This window comes from Gracilibacillus salitolerans, from assembly GCF_009650095.1.
In the GTDB taxonomy this organism is placed as follows: Bacteria; Bacillota; Bacilli; order Bacillales; family Amphibacillaceae; genus Gracilibacillus; species Gracilibacillus salitolerans.
In genome coordinates this window covers 2,711,784-2,729,766 of the sequence record NZ_CP045915.1, presented here as the reverse complement: position 1 = coordinate 2,729,766, position 17,983 = coordinate 2,711,784, and the positions used below count along the sequence as shown (strand labels likewise).

General features: G+C 34.3%; 17 protein-coding genes. 14 read left to right on the top strand and 3 right to left on the bottom strand.

All coding sequences use genetic code 11. From position 1 onward, the window contains the following. Nucleotides 1-306: 306 nt before the first annotated feature. Together spo0A and GI584_RS12895 are read left to right on the top strand one after the other, a co-directional pair. Nucleotides 307-1,089 carry a sporulation transcription factor Spo0A gene (gene spo0A, locus GI584_RS12900; protein ID WP_100360276.1) on the top strand — a complete coding sequence of 261 codons (783 nt, stop codon included), beginning with the start codon at nucleotides 307-309 and terminating at the stop codon, nucleotides 1,087-1,089. 444 nt (nucleotides 1,090-1,533) lie between these two features. Next, nucleotides 1,534-1,674: a hypothetical protein gene (locus tag GI584_RS12895; protein WP_153791475.1), complete on the top strand. Its 141-nt coding sequence runs from the start codon at nucleotides 1,534-1,536 to the stop codon at nucleotides 1,672-1,674. 30 nt (nucleotides 1,675-1,704) lie between these two features. On the opposite strand, the gene GI584_RS12890 is transcribed toward GI584_RS12895, so the two are convergent. Next, nucleotides 1,705-2,817: a mechanosensitive ion channel family protein gene (locus GI584_RS12890; protein ID WP_153791474.1), complete on the bottom strand. Its 1,113-nt coding sequence runs from the start codon at nucleotides 2,815-2,817 to the stop codon at nucleotides 1,705-1,707. 128 nt (nucleotides 2,818-2,945) lie between these two features. Here GI584_RS12890 and GI584_RS12885 point away from each other — a divergent pair, with 128 nt between their 5' ends. Continuing rightward, nucleotides 2,946-3,545 carry a CAP domain-containing protein gene (locus GI584_RS12885; protein WP_153791473.1) on the top strand — a complete coding sequence of 200 codons (600 nt, stop codon included), beginning with the start codon at nucleotides 2,946-2,948 and terminating at the stop codon, nucleotides 3,543-3,545. Nucleotides 3,546-3,743: 198 nt separating this feature from the next. Further along, nucleotides 3,744-5,090, top strand: a complete 1,347-nt coding sequence (locus GI584_RS12880) for an aspartate kinase (protein ID WP_153791472.1) — start codon at nucleotides 3,744-3,746, stop codon at nucleotides 5,088-5,090. 30 nt (nucleotides 5,091-5,120) lie between these two features. Here the strand turns inward: GI584_RS12880 and GI584_RS12875 are convergent, their stop codons facing one another. Next, a complete protein-coding gene (locus GI584_RS12875) occupies nucleotides 5,121-5,360 on the bottom strand; it encodes a DUF2627 family protein (RefSeq protein ID WP_100360280.1) in 240 nt (79 codons plus the stop codon). A gap of 118 nt (nucleotides 5,361-5,478) precedes the next feature. On the opposite strand from GI584_RS12875, the gene GI584_RS12870 reads away from it, so the two are divergent. The 8 genes from GI584_RS12870 to GI584_RS12835 all read left to right on the top strand — a co-directional run bounded on the left by GI584_RS12870 (nucleotide 5,479) and on the right by GI584_RS12835 (nucleotide 14,246). Then, nucleotides 5,479-7,092, top strand: a complete 1,614-nt coding sequence (locus tag GI584_RS12870) for an AAA-type ATPase lid domain-containing protein (protein ID WP_153791471.1) — start codon at nucleotides 5,479-5,481, stop codon at nucleotides 7,090-7,092. Then, nucleotides 7,089-8,162 (top strand): butyrate kinase, encoded by a 1,074-nt coding sequence (gene buk / locus GI584_RS12865; RefSeq protein WP_153791470.1) that lies wholly within the window; start codon nucleotides 7,089-7,091, stop codon nucleotides 8,160-8,162. Before GI584_RS12870 ends, buk begins: the two co-directional genes overlap by 4 nt. Before the next feature lie 17 nt (nucleotides 8,163-8,179). Then, the gene (lpdA, locus tag GI584_RS12860; RefSeq protein WP_153791469.1) at nucleotides 8,180-9,604 is read left to right on the top strand and encodes a dihydrolipoyl dehydrogenase; all 1,425 of its coding nucleotides are present in this window, start codon (nucleotides 8,180-8,182) and stop codon (nucleotides 9,602-9,604) included. Then, nucleotides 9,597-10,598: a thiamine pyrophosphate-dependent dehydrogenase E1 component subunit alpha gene (locus GI584_RS12855; protein ID WP_153791468.1), complete on the top strand. Its 1,002-nt coding sequence runs from the start codon at nucleotides 9,597-9,599 to the stop codon at nucleotides 10,596-10,598. Before lpdA ends, GI584_RS12855 begins: the two co-directional genes overlap by 8 nt. Then, a complete protein-coding gene (locus tag GI584_RS12850; RefSeq protein WP_100360285.1) occupies nucleotides 10,598-11,581 on the top strand; it encodes an alpha-ketoacid dehydrogenase subunit beta in 984 nt (327 codons plus the stop codon). Before GI584_RS12855 ends, GI584_RS12850 begins: the two co-directional genes overlap by 1 nt. Nucleotides 11,582-11,617: 36 nt before the next feature. Then, complete coding sequence (locus GI584_RS12845) at nucleotides 11,618-12,859, top strand: dihydrolipoamide acetyltransferase family protein (protein WP_407647418.1); 1,242 nt, start codon at nucleotides 11,618-11,620, stop codon at nucleotides 12,857-12,859. Nucleotides 12,860-12,975: 116 nt separating this feature from the next. Then, entirely contained in the window at nucleotides 12,976-13,605 is a 630-nt protein-coding gene (locus GI584_RS12840; protein WP_153791466.1) for a transporter, read from the top strand. Between the two features lie 2 nt (nucleotides 13,606-13,607). Continuing rightward, nucleotides 13,608-14,246 (top strand): trimeric intracellular cation channel family protein, encoded by a 639-nt coding sequence (locus GI584_RS12835; protein WP_100360288.1) that lies wholly within the window; start codon nucleotides 13,608-13,610, stop codon nucleotides 14,244-14,246. On the opposite strand, the gene GI584_RS12830 is transcribed toward GI584_RS12835, so the two are convergent. Beyond that, nucleotides 14,243-14,920 (bottom strand): TerC family protein, encoded by a 678-nt coding sequence (locus GI584_RS12830; RefSeq protein WP_153792976.1) that lies wholly within the window; start codon nucleotides 14,918-14,920, stop codon nucleotides 14,243-14,245. The two genes, GI584_RS12835 and GI584_RS12830, sit on opposite strands and share 4 nt — an antisense overlap. Nucleotides 14,921-15,113: 193 nt before the next feature. Between GI584_RS12830 and GI584_RS12825 the strand changes: the two genes are divergently transcribed. Together GI584_RS12825 and GI584_RS12820 are read left to right on the top strand one after the other, a co-directional pair. Next, nucleotides 15,114-16,097: a BMP family ABC transporter substrate-binding protein gene (locus tag GI584_RS12825; RefSeq protein ID WP_153791465.1), complete on the top strand. Its 984-nt coding sequence runs from the start codon at nucleotides 15,114-15,116 to the stop codon at nucleotides 16,095-16,097. Nucleotides 16,098-16,125: 28 nt separating this feature from the next. Further along, complete coding sequence (locus tag GI584_RS12820) at nucleotides 16,126-17,946, top strand: ATP-binding protein (RefSeq protein WP_153791464.1); 1,821 nt, start codon at nucleotides 16,126-16,128, stop codon at nucleotides 17,944-17,946. Nucleotides 17,947-17,983 lie beyond the last annotated feature (37 nt).

The window sequence follows — 17,983 nt, the reverse complement described above, 5'->3', positions numbered from 1 at the left end:
GATATGGTCATAAAAATAGAAAAATACGTCGATTAGGATACAATCCTCACTTTCTTAGAGGATTTATATCAATTCATTCATTATCAAAGCCCGTTTCATCAAATGAGAAACCGGGCTTTTCTTTTTTAAAAAAAGATTGATGTATTGGAATAATTTTGCTATGCTAAAATAAAGATTTTTCGACATTTCCATTATTTAAAAGAAAAATAAATTTTTTAGAAAAGATAAGAAGGATTTTTCTTCCTTTTGTCGAATTTATTAGGTGGGATCAAAATTGTGAGCATTAGAATTGAAGGAGGACTTTTTGTGGAAAAGACAAAGGTTATGTTAGTTGATGACAATCAAGAGCTTGTGGATTTAATGGATGAATACTTACTAGATCAGGGCGATATTGAGGTAGTAGGTAAGGCATATAATGGTAAGGAATGTCTGGATAATTTGGAAGAATTGAAACCGGATGTTGTGGTGTTAGATATTATCATGCCTCATATAGATGGATTAGCAGTACTTTCTAAATTAAAACGAAATGAAAACACAAAGCATATTAATGTAATTATGCTTACTGCATTCGGTCAGGAAGAAGTAACTAAAAAAGCGGTTGGTTTAGGTGCGTCCTACTTCATCTTAAAACCATTTGATTTAGAACATCTTGCAGAGCAAATAAGGCAAGTTCACGGGATTCAAGCTGCGGTACATAATGATCAGAGATCTTCTAATAGCAGTCAAAACAAAAAGTTCGATTTGGAGGCAAATATTACACACATCATACATGAAATTGGTGTGCCAGCTCACATTAAAGGTTATATGTATTTGCGTGAAGCAATTACAATGGTGTATAACGATATTGAATTATTAGGATCGATAACTAAAGTTTTGTATCCAGACATTGCAACGAAATTCAATACAACTGCATCACGAGTAGAAAGAGCTATTCGTCATGCGATTGAAGTGGCATGGAGTAGAGGTAATATGGATTCCATATCTTCTTTATTCGGGTACACAGTCAGCGTCTCAAAAGCGAAACCGACTAACTCTGAATTTATCGCAATGGTTGCAGATCGATTGAGACTAGAGCATCGCGCAAGCTAAATTAACGAACACAGCGCATCATGTCACAAATCCAAAGTGGCAATCCTTCTCAAGATTCAAATAAGATTTATAAAATAACAAGAAAAAGTACCATCCGTTGCCTAAAATTGAAACGGGTGGTACTTTATTTAAATTATAATAAATGATCACAAAATACATAAACTGCGAATTAACTTTTATGCTTCTTACTCCCATTCTATTTGAGATGAGTGCTAGTCCGACGCTGTGGAAAAACACTTTCTACGCTTTAGCCTCCTCACGAGCAAAGAACGCTCACTGTGGGTTCTTCAGACTGTTCCTTTCCCACAGGAGTATCGCATTTTTTCTGAAGCTTAGAGTAGTTTTCTGGTCAGGTAAGTGGAAACATAGAATATAATTCCATGAGTTTTATTCTTCCAATAATCAAAGAATCACTACTAGTGTAGGCAGAATGCGGAGACTCCTGTGGGAACAGCACGAGTTGAAGATCCACTTGGTAAAGTGATTTTCTTTACCAAGTTAGCTGAAGCCGTGCCCACGGAAAGCGAAGTATTCTGCCGGAGCGGTATTACAGCACTCACCTTTCATCAGGATGGAAGAGAGTAAGTCTGAATTTCCATTAGTTCCAGTTTTCATCTAGTTAGAATCTGGATCTTTGTTTTTATGGAAGTTTTTCATGAATTCGTGGCTTTCCTGATCTAAATAAAGCGAACGGGAAGGGAAAGCGACAGAAACATTTTCCTCTTCTAATATTTCCATAATTTTAAAATTTACATCTTCTTTTATTTTTAGATATTCTTCCCAATCAATTGTGTTTGTAAAGAAATAAAGCATAATATCCAAGCTACTGTCATTATACTCGGAAAAACGTACAAATATGGTTTCTGGATGAATATCTTCATTATTTTCTAGATAGGATCTAATTTGTTCGATCACTTTTTCTAGCTTGTCTTTTGTTGTGCCATATTCCACACCTAAATTAAAGAATATTCTTCTCTTTCCCATTTGACTCCAATTCGTGATTGGTTCATTTGATAATGTGGCGTTTGGAATAGTAATAAGGGAATCAGCAAATGTACGAATGATCGTACTGCGAAAACTAATATCTTCAACTGTACCCTCAATACTAGGTGACTGAATCCAATCACCAATAGAGAAAGGCTTTTCCGTAATAATCACAACTCCACCAAATAAATTCTTAATCACTTCCTGGGCGGCTAGTGCAAAAGCTAAACCACCAAGACCCAGTCCAGCAACAAAGCCACTCACCTCATAATCAAATTCCTGCGCAATAATACTAAAACTAATGGCAATTAGGATTACGCGTACGGCTTTCGATAAAAAAGGTATTAAAATTTGATCAATTTCAAAATTCAAGCTATCATTTATTTTCATAAAAAGCAGTGAAGAACTAGAGGATAAATTGTACAATCCCCATGTTATGACAAGAATGAAACTTACACTAATTATCTGGCCGAACAATTCATTTTCTTGATCTAAATATGGAAAATAACCGATAGCAATATACACACCTATAATAATAATTAACAAACGCATGGGTTTTTCAAATGACGTTAAAACATAATTTAAGAAGTCGCTTTTTCCTTTTTTAGCTATCTTTAAAAATAAATAGAAGATATATTTAATAAAGAGTTTTCTTAATATAAATGTAAAGAATATAATGCCTATACTTATGGCGATATTCACATAATCTTCATAAGTAATACTCTCCCAGAATCTCCAATTCAAGTCCAACCCTCCAACCTTTACAACCTATAGATACTTTATCACTTTCAATTTTGTATTTCCAATTATTTGAGTGAATAATTCCTTAAGAATGTAAAAAAATAGACCAAATAGTTAAGGAGTTGTTTTATATGAAACGTCTAGTGATGATAATCTTAACATTGTTTTTGCTTCTCTTTCCCCTTCAATCTGTATTCGCAGCAACACATATCGTTCAACAAGGGGAAAGTCTTTGGAAGATTTCTTTACAATATAAAATTGGATTATCTGAAATTATTGAAGTTAATGAACAAATAGAGAACCCGGATCTAATCTATCCGAAGCAGAGGGTAACAATCCCTACTAAGGATGAAATAAAATCGATTGAGCATCAAGTTATCCAATATACTAACCAAGAACGAGAAAAGAATGGCTTAGCAGCATTAAAACCAGATTGGCAATTGTCTCGTGTTGCTCGTTATAAATCACAGGATATGCAACAAAATAATTATTTCAGTCATCAAAGTCCAACGTATGGATCTCCATTTAATATGATGAGAGATTTTGGGATTAACTATCGTTCAGCAGCAGAAAATATAGCAAAAGGGCAGGAAACGCCATATCAAGTTGTACAAGCTTGGATGAATTCCAGTGGCCACAGAGCAAATATTTTAAATGACAGCTATACGCATATAGGAGTAGGCTATGTAAGATCAGGTAATTATTGGACACAAATGTTTATGACAAAATAATACAGTGAAGGATAATACTTGTCTCAGTTTATATGCTTTGATTTAATCCAGAATTTTAAGATGTCATTCATCTCATTCACATAAGCGATTGAATTCTCCAATATTTTTGCATTTAGGTACTACTTTTGTTTAACAATTCTGATAAAAGTATGATAATATTTTTATTGGCATAAAAATAAATATTGGAGAGGTTAAAACATGAAAGTAGCTAAATTTGGTGGAAGTTCAGTAGCTAATGCTGAACAATTACAGAAAGTAGCAAATATTATTCAAGATGATCAAGAACGAAAAGTAATAGTTGTATCTGCTCCGGGAAAAAGATTTTCTGATGACGTCAAAGTAACAGATCTGCTTATTGAATTAGGAGAAACTTACTTTAATAAACAAGATTACAAAAGTAAGTTACAGACAATATTAGATCGCTTTCAGGAAATTACGACGGAACTAAAAATATCAGATAAAATTATCCAAGAAATAAAAGATGGAGTAGAAGGTATTCTTGCATCTGAAGAGAGTGATGCCTTAAAGATGGATGCATTAAAAGCAACAGGAGAAGATTCATTGGCAAAAGTCTTGAGTGCTTATCTACAATCATTAGGACTAAAGGCAACTTATTTAAATCCGCAAGAAGCAGGAATATTGGTAAGTGACAATCCAGGTAGTGCACAAATTTTAGACGAAAGCTATGATCAACTATATAAATTAAGAGAACGTGATGAGATAGTAGTTATCCCAGGTTTCTTTGGTTATACAAAAGATGGTAAATTAATCACATTCTCTCGTGGCGGCTCTGATATTACAGGCTCTATTGTAGCAGCAGGTGTAAAAGCAGATCTCTACGAAAACTTTACGGATGTTGATTCTGTCTACTGTGTCAATCCAATGATTGTCGATAATCCAAAAGAAATTACTTCCTTAACTTACAAAGAAATGCGAGAACTTTCTTATGCAGGCTTCTCTGTTTTCCATGATGAGGCTCTTATTCCAGCCTTTAAAGCAGATATCCCAGTTTGTATTAAAAATACGAACAACCCTCACGGGATAGGTACGATTATCGTATCGAAAAAAGAGCCTCAACCGAACCCTGTTGTAGGTATTGCTAGTGATACTGGGTTTATTAGCATTTATGTAAGTAAATATTTAATGAACAGAGAGTTAGGTTTTGGTCGGAAATTATTAACGATCTTAGAGGATGAAGACATCTCCTTTGAACATACACCTTCAGGTATAGATGATATTTCGGTTATTATCCGTGGATCAGGTCTTACAAAAGAGAAAGAAGAACGTGTGATTGCTCGAATTAAAGACGAGCTTGACCCTGATACCGTAAGTGTAGACCGAAATTTAGCTTTAATTATGGTTGTTGGAGAAGGTATGGATAGTACGGTAGGTTTAGCTGATAAAGCAACACATGCCTTTACAAAAGCAAATGTCAATATTGAGATGATGAATCAAGGTTCTTCAGAGGTCTCTATGATGTTTGGTATTAAGGCAGATAAAGTAAATGAATCAGTCAAAGCATTATATAATACATTCTTTGAATAAACTTGAACTAAAATAACAGGTATCCCTCCCTTAGGAATACCTGTTATTTTTTCCACCTTTTATTAAATGTCGTTTACGATCTCTGTGTAGAATAAATCCCCCGATAAAATATAAACCTCCAGCGAATAGACCTAGACCCACAATAAATTGGATAATAATATGCATAAATATATCAGTTAACTCACCGAAAAATGCATCCCTCATTAGTTTAATCCCATAAGTCGCTAATACAGCAGGTAAGACTAATAGTAATAACGCAATAATTCTCAAATTACTTCCTCCTACTACGTTGGAAATACTTAAATTATAGCAAAAAACGACAATAAAAGAAAATATCAATATCTTGCAAACTTTTGCAAGAAGTTTTATGATAGAAGTATGAAAAATTATGCAAGGTGTGATGAAAATAACTGCAAATATATTGGATAGATCTGATCATTTATTTCATAACTTACCAATTGGCTTAATATTAATAAATAAGAACGATAAAATTAATTATATGAACCAAGTTGCTCACGAGATGTTTGATTTTGATGGTGAAATACTGAATACTTCTATTGATGCTCTTTTTGAGAATGCCTCAACAACAGACGTAAAGCAACTGCATCATCATATAGAAACACACGATACGATTAGCAGAAATGGAAAACAAGTTATCACTCGCTATAGTCCTTATTTAAGTGAGCAAGGAGAGCTATTAGGAATTATAATTCTGATCGAACCATTAACTACTTTCCATGAGCGTGTGAGTCATTTAACTGATATTGATTTATTTCAAGGAATTTTACAGGAATTGTTAAATAGCCATGCTAGATTTCGAGTTGTGCTTGTGGATCATAGTGAATGGTTAATCAGTGAACATTGGTGGGATGAAATACTAAACGTGAGTCCCTATGCTGACAAATGGGTACATAAATTAGCCAAAACAGCAATGGAAACCAGACGAGTAATCAAGGAAATATTTCAGGATGATAACATCATGTCCAATCACATGGAGATAATTAGTAAGCCAATCCAGATAAATGGGAAGCTAATCGGTTGTATGCAGTTTTTAAATACAGGTAGGCTAAATGAGAGTGAGCAAGAACTTGAGTTTGCCAAAAAAATTATTAGGAAATTAGAGAAAACCTATCAAATAGACGATATCATTGGAGAATCACCAGCAATCAATATTGCACGTGAGCAAGCCAAGCTATATGCAAGGATGGAAACACCTATATTGATTCGAGGGGAAAAAGGAACCGGAAAATATATGTTGGCAAGGGTGATTCATTCCTTGAGTGAAAAGTATTCGTATCCGTTCCTAAGATGTAATTTTTCAACGTTAGCTGCTTTAAATGATTTAGACACTAAGTTAGAATATTTACTACGATCTGGAAGAAACGGGACGGTTTATTTTTATATTAATGAAAAGTTACCAAATGATAAACAAATGAAATTACTTGAATTTGTTAATAATAGTCAGGGTATACGGGTGATTTTTGGAACTTCATTAGCATTAACTTCGGAGTACTGGGATCATTCTTTTTATGACTTGATTCAACGATATCAAATCACATTACCAGCTTTAAAAGATAGGAAAGATGATATGTATTTGTTAGTAGATACTTTATTAGCCAAACTCAATCGGCAGTATCACACAACTATATCTAAAGTAGACAGTAAAGTTATTGAATATTGGCAACAATGTGATTGGCCTGGTAATATTGCTCAATTAGAAAATACACTAGAAAACTTGGTGTTGCAATCTGATATATTTACCAATGATATTTCCAAAAATCAGTTGAAAAATGTTGATTTAAAAGAAAATAATCATGAACACACAGCCAATTCAAATCTGACATTACAAACTGCAATTGATCAATTTGAAAAAAATCATATCATGCTAGCTCTACAACAGAATGCTTTTAATAAAACAAAAACGGCAAAATCGTTAGGTGTTTCTGTTCGAAATTTATATTATAAGATGGATAAATATAAGATTGAGCGAGGTGCTCCATGACAATAAATATTTATCGAATTTTAGTTATTAATCCTTTGGTGGAAAGTACCAGAGTTGCACTATACGAAAATGGCGAGTGTTTATATGAACAGCTGGTCGTTTTAAACGATTTAAATTCGGATAAGAATATAATGGTGCAACGAAAACAACGAAAGCAAACTATTATCCAGAGGATTCAATCAATTGGTATCGATATTTCTACGATCCATGCAGTTTGTGGTAGTGGTGGGCTATTACGTCCTATTGAAGGAGGTACCTATCTGGTAAATGAGCAAATGGTAGAAGATTTAAATAATAGTATTAATGGTACTCACGTTTCTAACCTTGGTGCCTTATTAGCTTATGATATTGCCGCTGAATGGAATATCAATTCTTATATTGTTGATCCTGTTGTGGTGGATGAGATGTTGGATATTGCTAAAAAAACAGGAATACCTTCCATTAAACGAAAAAGTGTTTTTCATGCACTAAACCAGAAATCTGTAGGAAGGTCACTGGCTAATCAATTGCACGCTAACTATCAAGATCTTTGCTTAGTGATTGCGCATATGGGCGGAGGCATAACGGTTGGTGTACATCAATACGGTCAGGTAATTGATGTTAATAATGGTTTTGATGGAGATGGTCCATTTTCATTTGAGCGAGCAGGTTCTATTCCTAATAAAGATCTGATACAACTAAGCTTCGACTCAGGAATGTCAAAAGAAGAGTTACAATACCAACTAATCAATCGAAGTGGTATAAAAGCATATTTAGATATTGAAAGAACCGCAGATTTACATATATTATGGAAATCACAGCCAGAAAAAGTAAAAGATGTTTTTGATATTTTAGCCTATCAGGTAGCAAAAGAAATTGGCAAGATGAGTACAGTGGTATCAGGTAACGTCAATGCAATTGCTCTAACAGGTGATCTGGCTAAATATGATTATCTTAACCAAAAAATTATAGAGCAAGTAAGTTGGATAGCTGATACCCATATATTCCCTGGAGAAAATGTGATGTTAGCTCTGGCACAGGGTACGTTAAGAGTTTTAAAGGGAATAGAAAAAGTAAAGCAATACAATTAGAGGAAGGAATGGCATACATGGCATTAAATTATGATCTCGTAATTCTTGGTGGGGGTACAGGCGGATATGTTACAGCAATTCGAGCAGCCCAATTAGGTTTAACAACAGCTATTGTAGAGAAACAAAAGCTTGGCGGGACCTGTTTACACAAAGGTTGTATTCCCACCAAGGCATTATTGAAAAGTGCCGCTGTTTATCAACAAGTAAAAAATGCTGCTGATTTTGGCGTGGAGGCGCCATCTCCAACATTTAATATCGAACAAGCAATGGCGCGGAAGAAAGCAGTGATCAACTCATTACATCAAGGTGTAGAACATTTAGTACGTACTAATAAAATAGATGTTTATGAGGGTTTTGGTCGTATATTAGGTCCATCTATTTTTTCCCCAATCGCTGGGTCGATCTCTGTAGAATATGAAGAGGAAAAGGAAAATGATATTTTAGTTTCTAAAAATGTGATCATTGCAACTGGCTCATCACCAAGTAATCTTCCAAATATGGAAATAGACCATACGCATATTGTTACATCAGATGACTTAGTAGAAATGACCGAATTGCCAAAGTCGATCATTATTGTAGGTGGTGGAGTAATTGGGATGGAATGGGCCTCTTTCTTACATGATGTAGGTGTAGAAGTAACAATCTTGGAAGCACAAGACCAAATACTTTCACCATTTGATCATGATATCGTCAAACAATTAAAACGAATACTAACAAAGAAAGGAATTACTATCCTTGAACAAGCCAAAATAGATTCTGCTTCTGTTGAAAAAGGGTCTGAAATACAAGTAACATATCAAAAACAGCATGAAATACATAATATCTCAGCCGAAAAATTACTGATTGCAGTAGGAAGACATGCAAATACTAACAAAATCGGAATAGAAAATACAGATATCCAATTTGATCAGAAAGGATTCATTCAGGTGAATGAGCATTTTCAAACAAAGGAAAGTCACATTTATGCGATTGGTGATGTGAATGGCGGCCAACAACTTGCACATGTTGCGACTTACGAAGGAAAGAAGGCAGTTGAACACATTGCAGGATTAGGTAGCAGTCAATTAAGTCAACAGGAAATTCCATCGTGTATCTATGGAAATCCGGAGATTGCAATGATTGGCTTTACAGAGGAAGAAGTGAAACAAAAAGGTTATGACTATCGTCTGGAGAAAGTATCTCTTCAAGCGATAGGAAAAGCACATGTGAATGGCCAAACTGAGGGTTTTACAAAAATAATTATAGATAAGCAAACGAATGATATATTAGGCATTCACATGATTGGTGCTCATGTAACAGAATTGATTGGACAAGCAAGTACCGCAAAATATTTTGACAGCTCAGCTTTAGAATTATCTGAAGTAATTTATCCGCATCCATCTTTAAGTGAAATTATAGGAGAGGCTGCACTGGCAGTCGAGGGGAGGAAAATACATGGTTAATCAAACGTACGCTTTAGAAACTGACAAAGAAACTTTACTAGCAATGTATCGCGAAATGTTATTAGCAAGAAGAATCGATGAAAGAATGTGGTTATTAAATCGGTCAGGTAGTATTCCTTTTGTTGTATCCTGCCAAGGTCAAGAAGTATTGCAGATAGCGGCATCTTTTGCATTGAATAAAGAGAAGGATTACGTATTACCATACTACCGTGATCTAGGTGTTGTCCTCCATTTCGGTATGACAACAAGAGAAATTTTCTTACAAGCTTATGCTAAAGGTGAAGATCCAAACTCTGGTGGTCGACAAATGCCAAGTCACTTTGGTCAGAAGAAAAATCGTATTGTAACAGGATCTTCCCCGGTAACGACTCAAGTACCACATGCTGTAGGTTTTGCTTTAGCTACAAAAATGGAAAAAAAATCTGCCGTTTCTTTTGTAACATTGGGAGAAGGTTCTTCGAATCAAGGCGATTTTCATGAAGGATTGAATTTCGCTGGTGTTCATAAATTACCTGTTATTTTCATGGTGGAAAATAACAAATATGCCATTAGTGTACCTTTAAGTAAACAAGTAGCTTGCGAGAATATTGCAGATCGAGCAATTGGCTATGGTATGAAAGGTATTAAAGTCGATGGAAATGAAGCATTCGAGGTATATAAAGCAGTAAAAGAAGCACATGAACGAGCTTTAAATGGGGAAGGACCAACATTAATTGAAGCAGTGTCCTATCGTTTAACTCCTCACTCAAGTGATGATGACGATTCGACATACCGAACAAAAGACGAAGTATCGAGTGAAAAATCAAAAGATGGTATAGTACGTTTCAAACAGTTTCTTATGGATAAAGGTTATTTAACTGACGCCTTAAATGAGGAACTAGAAACGACAATCAAACAAGAAATCAATGATGCGACAGAATATGCTGAGAATGCACCGTATGCAGATGTTTCCACACTCAGCAATCATGTTTATGGTCAAAAGGAGGATCACTAATGGCTGTATTGACGTATATCCAGGCAGTTAACCAAGCTTTAAAAGAAGAAATGGAACAAAATGAAAAAGTGTTTGTACTTGGTGAAGATGTGGGGAAAAAAGGCGGTGTATTCCTAGCAACAGCAGGTCTCTATGATCAATTTGGTGAAGAACGAGTGATTGATACACCTCTTGCCGAATCTGCTATTGCAGGTGTCGGAATTGGTGCAGCAATGTATGGCATGCGACCTGTTGCAGAAATGCAATTTGCTGATTTCATTTTGCCTGCGGTTAATCAAATTATGTCTGAAGCTGCCCGTATTCGGTATCGGTCAAATAATGATTGGGATTGCCCTATAACCATCCGAGCTCCATATGGTGCCGGAGTCCATGGGGGATTATATCACTCCCAATCAGTTGAGGCTATTTTCGCGAATCAACCAGGATTAAAAATTGTGATGCCTTCAAGTCCTTATGATGCTAAAGGATTATTAAAAGCAGCCATTCGAGACGATGACCCTGTGTTATTCTTTGAACATAAACGTGCTTATCGTTTATTAAAAGAAGAAGTGCCTGAAACAGACTACACTCTCCCAATTGGAAAAGCAGATATTAAACGCGAAGGTACTGATGTAACAGTTATTTCGTATGGTCTCTGTGTCCATTATGCTAAACAAGCAGCCGAAAAATTAGAACTAGAAGGCATTAGTACAGAAATATTAGATTTAAGAACCGTCTATCCTCTCGATCAAGAGTCTATTATAGAAGCAGCATCTAAAACAGGAAAAGTTCTTTTAGTTACGGAGGACAATAAAGAAGGTAGCATTATCGGAGAAGTTTCTGCTATTATTAGTGAAAATTGTCTGTTTGATTTAGACGCACCAATAAAACGATTAGCTGGCCCAAATGCACCAGCCACATCTTTTGCACCGCCATTAGAAAAAGAATTTTTAATTAGCGCCGATAAAATTGAACAAGCGATTCGCGATTTAGCGGAATTTTAAGAAGGAGTGAGAATTTTGACAGTCCAACGTGTTAATATGCCCCAGCTTGGCGAGAGTGTAACAGAAGGAACGGTTAGTAACTGGCTTGTTCAGGCAGGGGATTATGTCGAGAAATATGATGCTATTGCAGAAGTAATGACAGATAAAGTGAATGCGGAAGTCCCTTCGTCATATTCTGGTGTTATTAAAGAATTAATAGCTGAAGAGGGAGAAACAATTGAAGTTGGTCAATTGATGTGCTATATAGAGGTGGAAGGTGAAGAGACTGAACAACCATCCTCAGCTCCGGCACCGGATTCAAAAGATAAACAATCTGTTGAGCAAAATATGAAAACCCGCTATTCTCCAGTAGTAATGCGGTTAGCCGGGGAGCATCAAATAGATTTAAGTACGATAACTGGGTCAGGTAAAGGTGGCCGGATAACAAGAAAAGATATTGAAAAAATCATTGCTACTGGACAAACATCTACTGTAGAGAAAACGGAACCATCGTCTGTTCAAGAGAGTTCAGAAGAAAGGGAAGAAATGGAGGAATTTACTCCACCTATTATTCGTCGTAAACCTGTAGAAGCAAAACCTGGTGATCGTGAAATACCAGTCACAGGTTTAAGAAAAACCATTGCTCAAAATATGGTTCGGTCAAAAACAGAAATACCCCATGCCTGGATGATGATTGAGGTTGATGTCACAAATCTTGTTGCATATCGGAATGCAGAGAAAGATAAATTTAAGCAAAATGAAGGATACAATCTATCTTACTTTGCCTTTTTCTTAAATGCTGTAGCGAAAGCACTGAAAAAATTCCCTGAATTAAATAGCTGTTGGGCAGGGGATAAAATTATTCAACGTAATGACATTAACTTATCAATTGCTGTGGCACATGGACATGAATTATATGTACCAGTAATCAAAAACGTTGATGAAAAGAGTATTAAAGGTATTGCCAAAGAAATTGCCCAGCTCTCCAATAAAGCAAGAACAGGAACATTAACGAAAGAAGATATGGAAGATGGGACGTTCACCGTGAACAATACCGGGTCCTTTGGTTCTGTGGAATCGATGGGTGTAATCAATTATCCGCAGTCAGCAATTTTACAAGTGGAATCCATTGTGAAGCGACCGGTTATTATCGATGATATGTTCGCAGCTCGTGATATGGTAAACCTTTGTTTATCATTAGATCATCGTGTATTAGACGGTGTTATCTGTGGAGCATTTATGTCACACGTTAAGGCGATATTAGAGAATATATCTAGCGAGACTACACCAATTTATTGAAAATTGTTAAAAACAGTTTCATTTTAAGCCTAAAAACAGTATACTAAATAATCATGGGAAACCTGTAAAATATTGAAGAGGTTTCCCTTTATTTGTTATGAATAATGGTGATAACGATGCAGCAAAAAGCAAGATTTATATATGACATGGCCATGATTTTGTTAGTTATGGTCACGATATTGACTCTGTGGGTCGATCATATGGTAAATTCTACAATTAACCTTATTGTTTGGCTCGTTTTCTTAATAGATTATATCATTCGAATAATACTGGCAGAAAAGAAATGGCAATTCATTAAGAAAAATCCATTTTTATTACTTGCTGTTATACCATTTGATCAATTTTTCCAAGTAGCAAGAATCGTCCGATTGTTCTATCTGTTTCGAATAAAAACAATTACGAAATATTATATTACACCGTATATAAAACAATTAACCTATACGAAAAAAATAATACTATTACTATCAGTACCGGCATTATTACTTATAGAAACTATTGTAATCTGGAAAATGGGAAATAAATTAGAATTTTGGCAAGATGCTTTTATCGTCGTTTTCCAACATTTATTTATATTTGCGAATAGCTTGGAAAGTATTAACCATTTTCCTAGTATTTTATTATTAACAATAACATCGATATTCGGTGTTATTATACAAGGTTTAGTGTTACAATGGTTATTTGATAAGTTAGAAGATATTTGGCATAAAAGAAAACATATATTTTCATCTACGAAAAGTGGGGGATAGGCATGTTTTTAATAGAAGCATTTGTTTATATAGGAACCATAGCGTTTGCTATTTCTGGATCACTAATTGCCATTAAAAATAATTTAGATATATTTGGTGTTATTTTATTAGGGATGACAACATCATTAGCTGGTGGTGTTATAAGGGACCTGATGATCGGTAATATACCACCAACTAACCTAGTGTATCCACAATATTTTTTAGTTAGTTTACTAGCCAGCTTAGCAACTATTTTATTTTATGATAAAATCAATAAATTTGAACATGGGATCACGTTCTCGGATGCGATCGGATTAGGAGTTTTTACAGCTGTTGGTGCTAATGCTGCAATAAGCCTGGACTATTCACAACCATTTCTTATTGTAGCAATGGGATTAGTAACAGGAATTGGTGGTGGTGTCTTACGGGATGTATTTGTTCGTGAAATTCCATTCGTATTTCGTAAAGAAATATACGGCATTGCTTCCATTGCAGGTTCCATTGCGTTAATCAGCACGTATGAATTACTATCACCAACGATCAGTTTATATATTTGTTTAACTGTTACATTAACCATTCGCATGTTGGCGGTGAAATGGAAATGGAATGTTCCGATTGTTCATAAAAAATCTACAATTAAGAAAAGAACGGTGAATTTTTAAGGGTTTTGTTCTGCTTGTTTATTGGTAATATAACCTGAAACGATTACACCAATTGTAACAATTACACTTAACAAAATAGTAATCAATCCGGATTCCAATTTTAATAAATGATAAACAATAGGCTCATGAACCATCATATCGACACCTGTGTAAACTAATATAGCTGATCCAATATAAATGAGGTAGGGATAACGTTTTAAAAGGTGAACAATAAACTTGGCTCCAAATATCATTAATGGAATACTAACCATAACACCCACTGTCAGTAATGTGACACTACCTTTGGAAGCACCTGCAATTGCTACAACATTGTCTAAACTCATAATGACATCCGCAATAATAATGGTCATTACTGCTTTGTATAGAGAATGATGCGACGTAATTTCTTGTGCTTCCTCTTCTTTTATTAAAATCTTGTAACCGATCCAAATCAATAGAATACCGCCTATAAGGTAAATAAGTGGAAATTTGAGCAGATAAATAATACCGGTTGCAAAAATAATTCTAAGGATAATAGCTCCAGCAACACCAATCAAAATAGCTTTATTTTGATTTTTTTTATGGAGATTTTTAGTTGCCATCGCAATAACTAAAGCATTATCCCCTGATAGTACTATATCAATTAAGATTATCTGTAATAAACTTATCCAATCGATTCCTGCAAACAATGACATACTCAATGCATTATTCTCCTCCTTCAATGCTTTTAAATCCTGTATCGTTTAACTATATGCTCGTCTACTTTGTCGATATGCCTATTTTTTATCAAAAATAATGTCGAAAATAAATGAAAATTGTAAATGTGTGTTCAAAACTTGTCTTTTTATGTATAATAGAATTGTTACTATGAACGAAGGGTGAAGACGTATGGAGGCAAAAAGACAGGTGAAATACATAATAGGAATTACTTTGATTGTGGTATCGATCTTTGTTATTTTTTTAGTGTTCAAATCTAATCAGATAATGGATAATATGAATGCTTCTGAAACATCTTCTACTAAAGTATTAATCTTAACGACTGATCGATTAAATGATCAAAGCTGGGGAAGCTTGGCTTATAAAGGCAAAATTCTCATTGAAGAAGAGTATAATGTAACTGCCGAAGTTCTTGGAGAAGTGGATGCAGAAAAGGATACGTCTTCACTTGTAGAAGAATATGTTGACCAAGACTATGAATTGATTATCGGACATGGTAGAGAATTTTCAGAGCCATTTTATCGAATCATCAATCAATATAAGGATGTTCAGTTTGTGACCATTCATGGTGATAATATCGCGAATAACCTAGCTGTGTATACTTTCAATCAAAATGAAGTAGAAGTTATTGCAGGTATGGCTGCTGGATTAAAAACTAAGTCGAAAAAAATTGGTCTAATAGATGCTGTTGATAATAAACATAAGGATTGGGGATTTCCTCAAGGTATTGAATTAATTGATGATAAAATAGAATTGATCTATAAAGTAGTACCGGAAAGAACAAATAAATCTGACGCCAAATTATTTGCTGCTAATTTGATCGAAGAGGGTGTAGATGTCATCTATACGAAAGGAAACAGCTACAATCAAGAAGTTATTAATTATGCCAAAGAACATGGTATCTATATTATAGGGTACTTGGAAGATCAATCTTATATGGCTGAAGATAAAGTGCTTACTAGTGTTTTAAATAATGTGCCAATGGCCTATTCTGCTATTTTGAGAGATTTTCTAAGTGAAGAAGGAATTAAGTTTGAAAAGAAATACTTGGATGTTGATGATGGGGTTTATGGTATAGCACCATTTGGTTCTATGTTTTCGGAAGATGAAATTCAAACAATCGAAGAAGTAACAGATCATGAAATACCGCGCTAATTATAGGATAAGATAGGAGAAATGCCGGATGATTTCCTTTTTTCAAAAATTTTCATTACGCAATAAGTTATTATCCATTCTCCTTATATTTATGGTTATTTTTAGTGGTTTTTCTCTTTTGTTAATTCAATCAATTGAAGATGTGAGTGATGTAACGAACACCATCAAGGATGAGAATATACCTGAACTTGTATGGTTCAATCAGTGGGAAAAGGAATTGGAAATAAAAAAACGAATGGTTCTGAGTCACTCCAACACAGACTTTGAACATGATTTTCAACAAGAATTTGAAGAGAATGACATTAGTATCAATAGTCTGGAATTAATAGATGATATTCCAATACCAGAAAGTATTGAGAGTATACACAAACAATTAATGTTATTGGATTTCACTGTAACCAATAAAGTGTTTGGCTTACTTGAATATGATGAAGTAGAGGCAGCTAGAAATGTGATTGAATCAGAATATCTACCTGAACTAGAATCACTTAAAAAAACCATAATTGCACAGAGGAATGAAGAGTACGCTTCTTTACAACAAAATACGAATACATATCCTGAAATCATTGAAAAATCATTATATTTTTTACTTATCATCACAATAGTTGGAATTTTAATTTCCCTATATTTTTCATTTAAAATGAGTAAGAGTATTACAAAACCAATCGAATCGATGGTTACGAAGGTGAACAAAATCGCAAATGGTAATTATGGGGAAACCGTTTATAGTAGTACTCAGTTGGAATTGCAAAGTTTAGCTAAATCAATTAATCAAATGTCGATCAGCTTACAGCAGTCCTTCCAGCAAATCATTTCAGATAAAATGAAACATGAACAAATTTTAAATTCATTACCTGTTGGCATCATTACGTATGATAATAAAGCCAAAGAATACTTGGCAAATTCCTATGTTCGTAATTTATTTGAATTAAGCAATGGAATCATTACTGATAGTGATATTATAGAAAAGCAAAATAAATATCCTATATTGAAAATGCTTGTCTCAAGCGAGTCTTTTCAAAATAAAAAGCTCCATATTACAATTCATAATAAAGAATATGTCTTACTAGTCTCTCAGAGTAAATTAAAAGATCATCATCAAATGACAACAGGGAAGATCCTTTTCTTTGTCGATATTACAGAATCTACTAAGCTCGAAAATCGTATCATTCAGTCAGAAAAACTTGCTTTAGTTGGGGAAATGGCGGCAAGTTCGGCTCACGAAATAAGAAATCCTTTAACGGTTATTCATGGATTCTTATCGCTAATGAAAGAATCCATGTCAAAAGAGGAAATGGTAAAATATAATCTTCATTTAATGATGAAAGAAATCGACCGTCTGTATTCAATTGTGGAACAGATGTTGTTAATGTCGAACCATAAAAAGCCAGAAAAAGATATGATATTATTGCAAAATTTGTTGGATGACTTGTTACCACTTATGTATAATTCCTTGGAAGCTAAAAATATTAATGTTGTCACAGAAATTACCGATGAATACATTCTTGCTGATCAAAAGCAATTAAAGCAAGTATTTTTAAACTTATTACGGAATAGTAAAGATGCAATCGGTGATAGTGGGACAATTAAGATAGAAAATAAAATCGAAAATGACAAATACGTTATTTATTTTAGTGATACGGGTTCAGGTATTCCAACTTCTATTAAAGATGTGTTGTTTGAGCCTTTCTCAACATCTAAATCTAACGGAACTGGTTTAGGTTTAAATGTTGTCTCTAGGATTATCAAAAATCATCATGGAGAAATTACAGTTGTTTCCAGCGATATTTCAGGAACAAAATTTAAGATAACATTGCCTCTTATTAAAAATAAAAGCTCTCTTAATTGAAAATGTTGATTTCAATTGTTACTATTTAATAAAATAC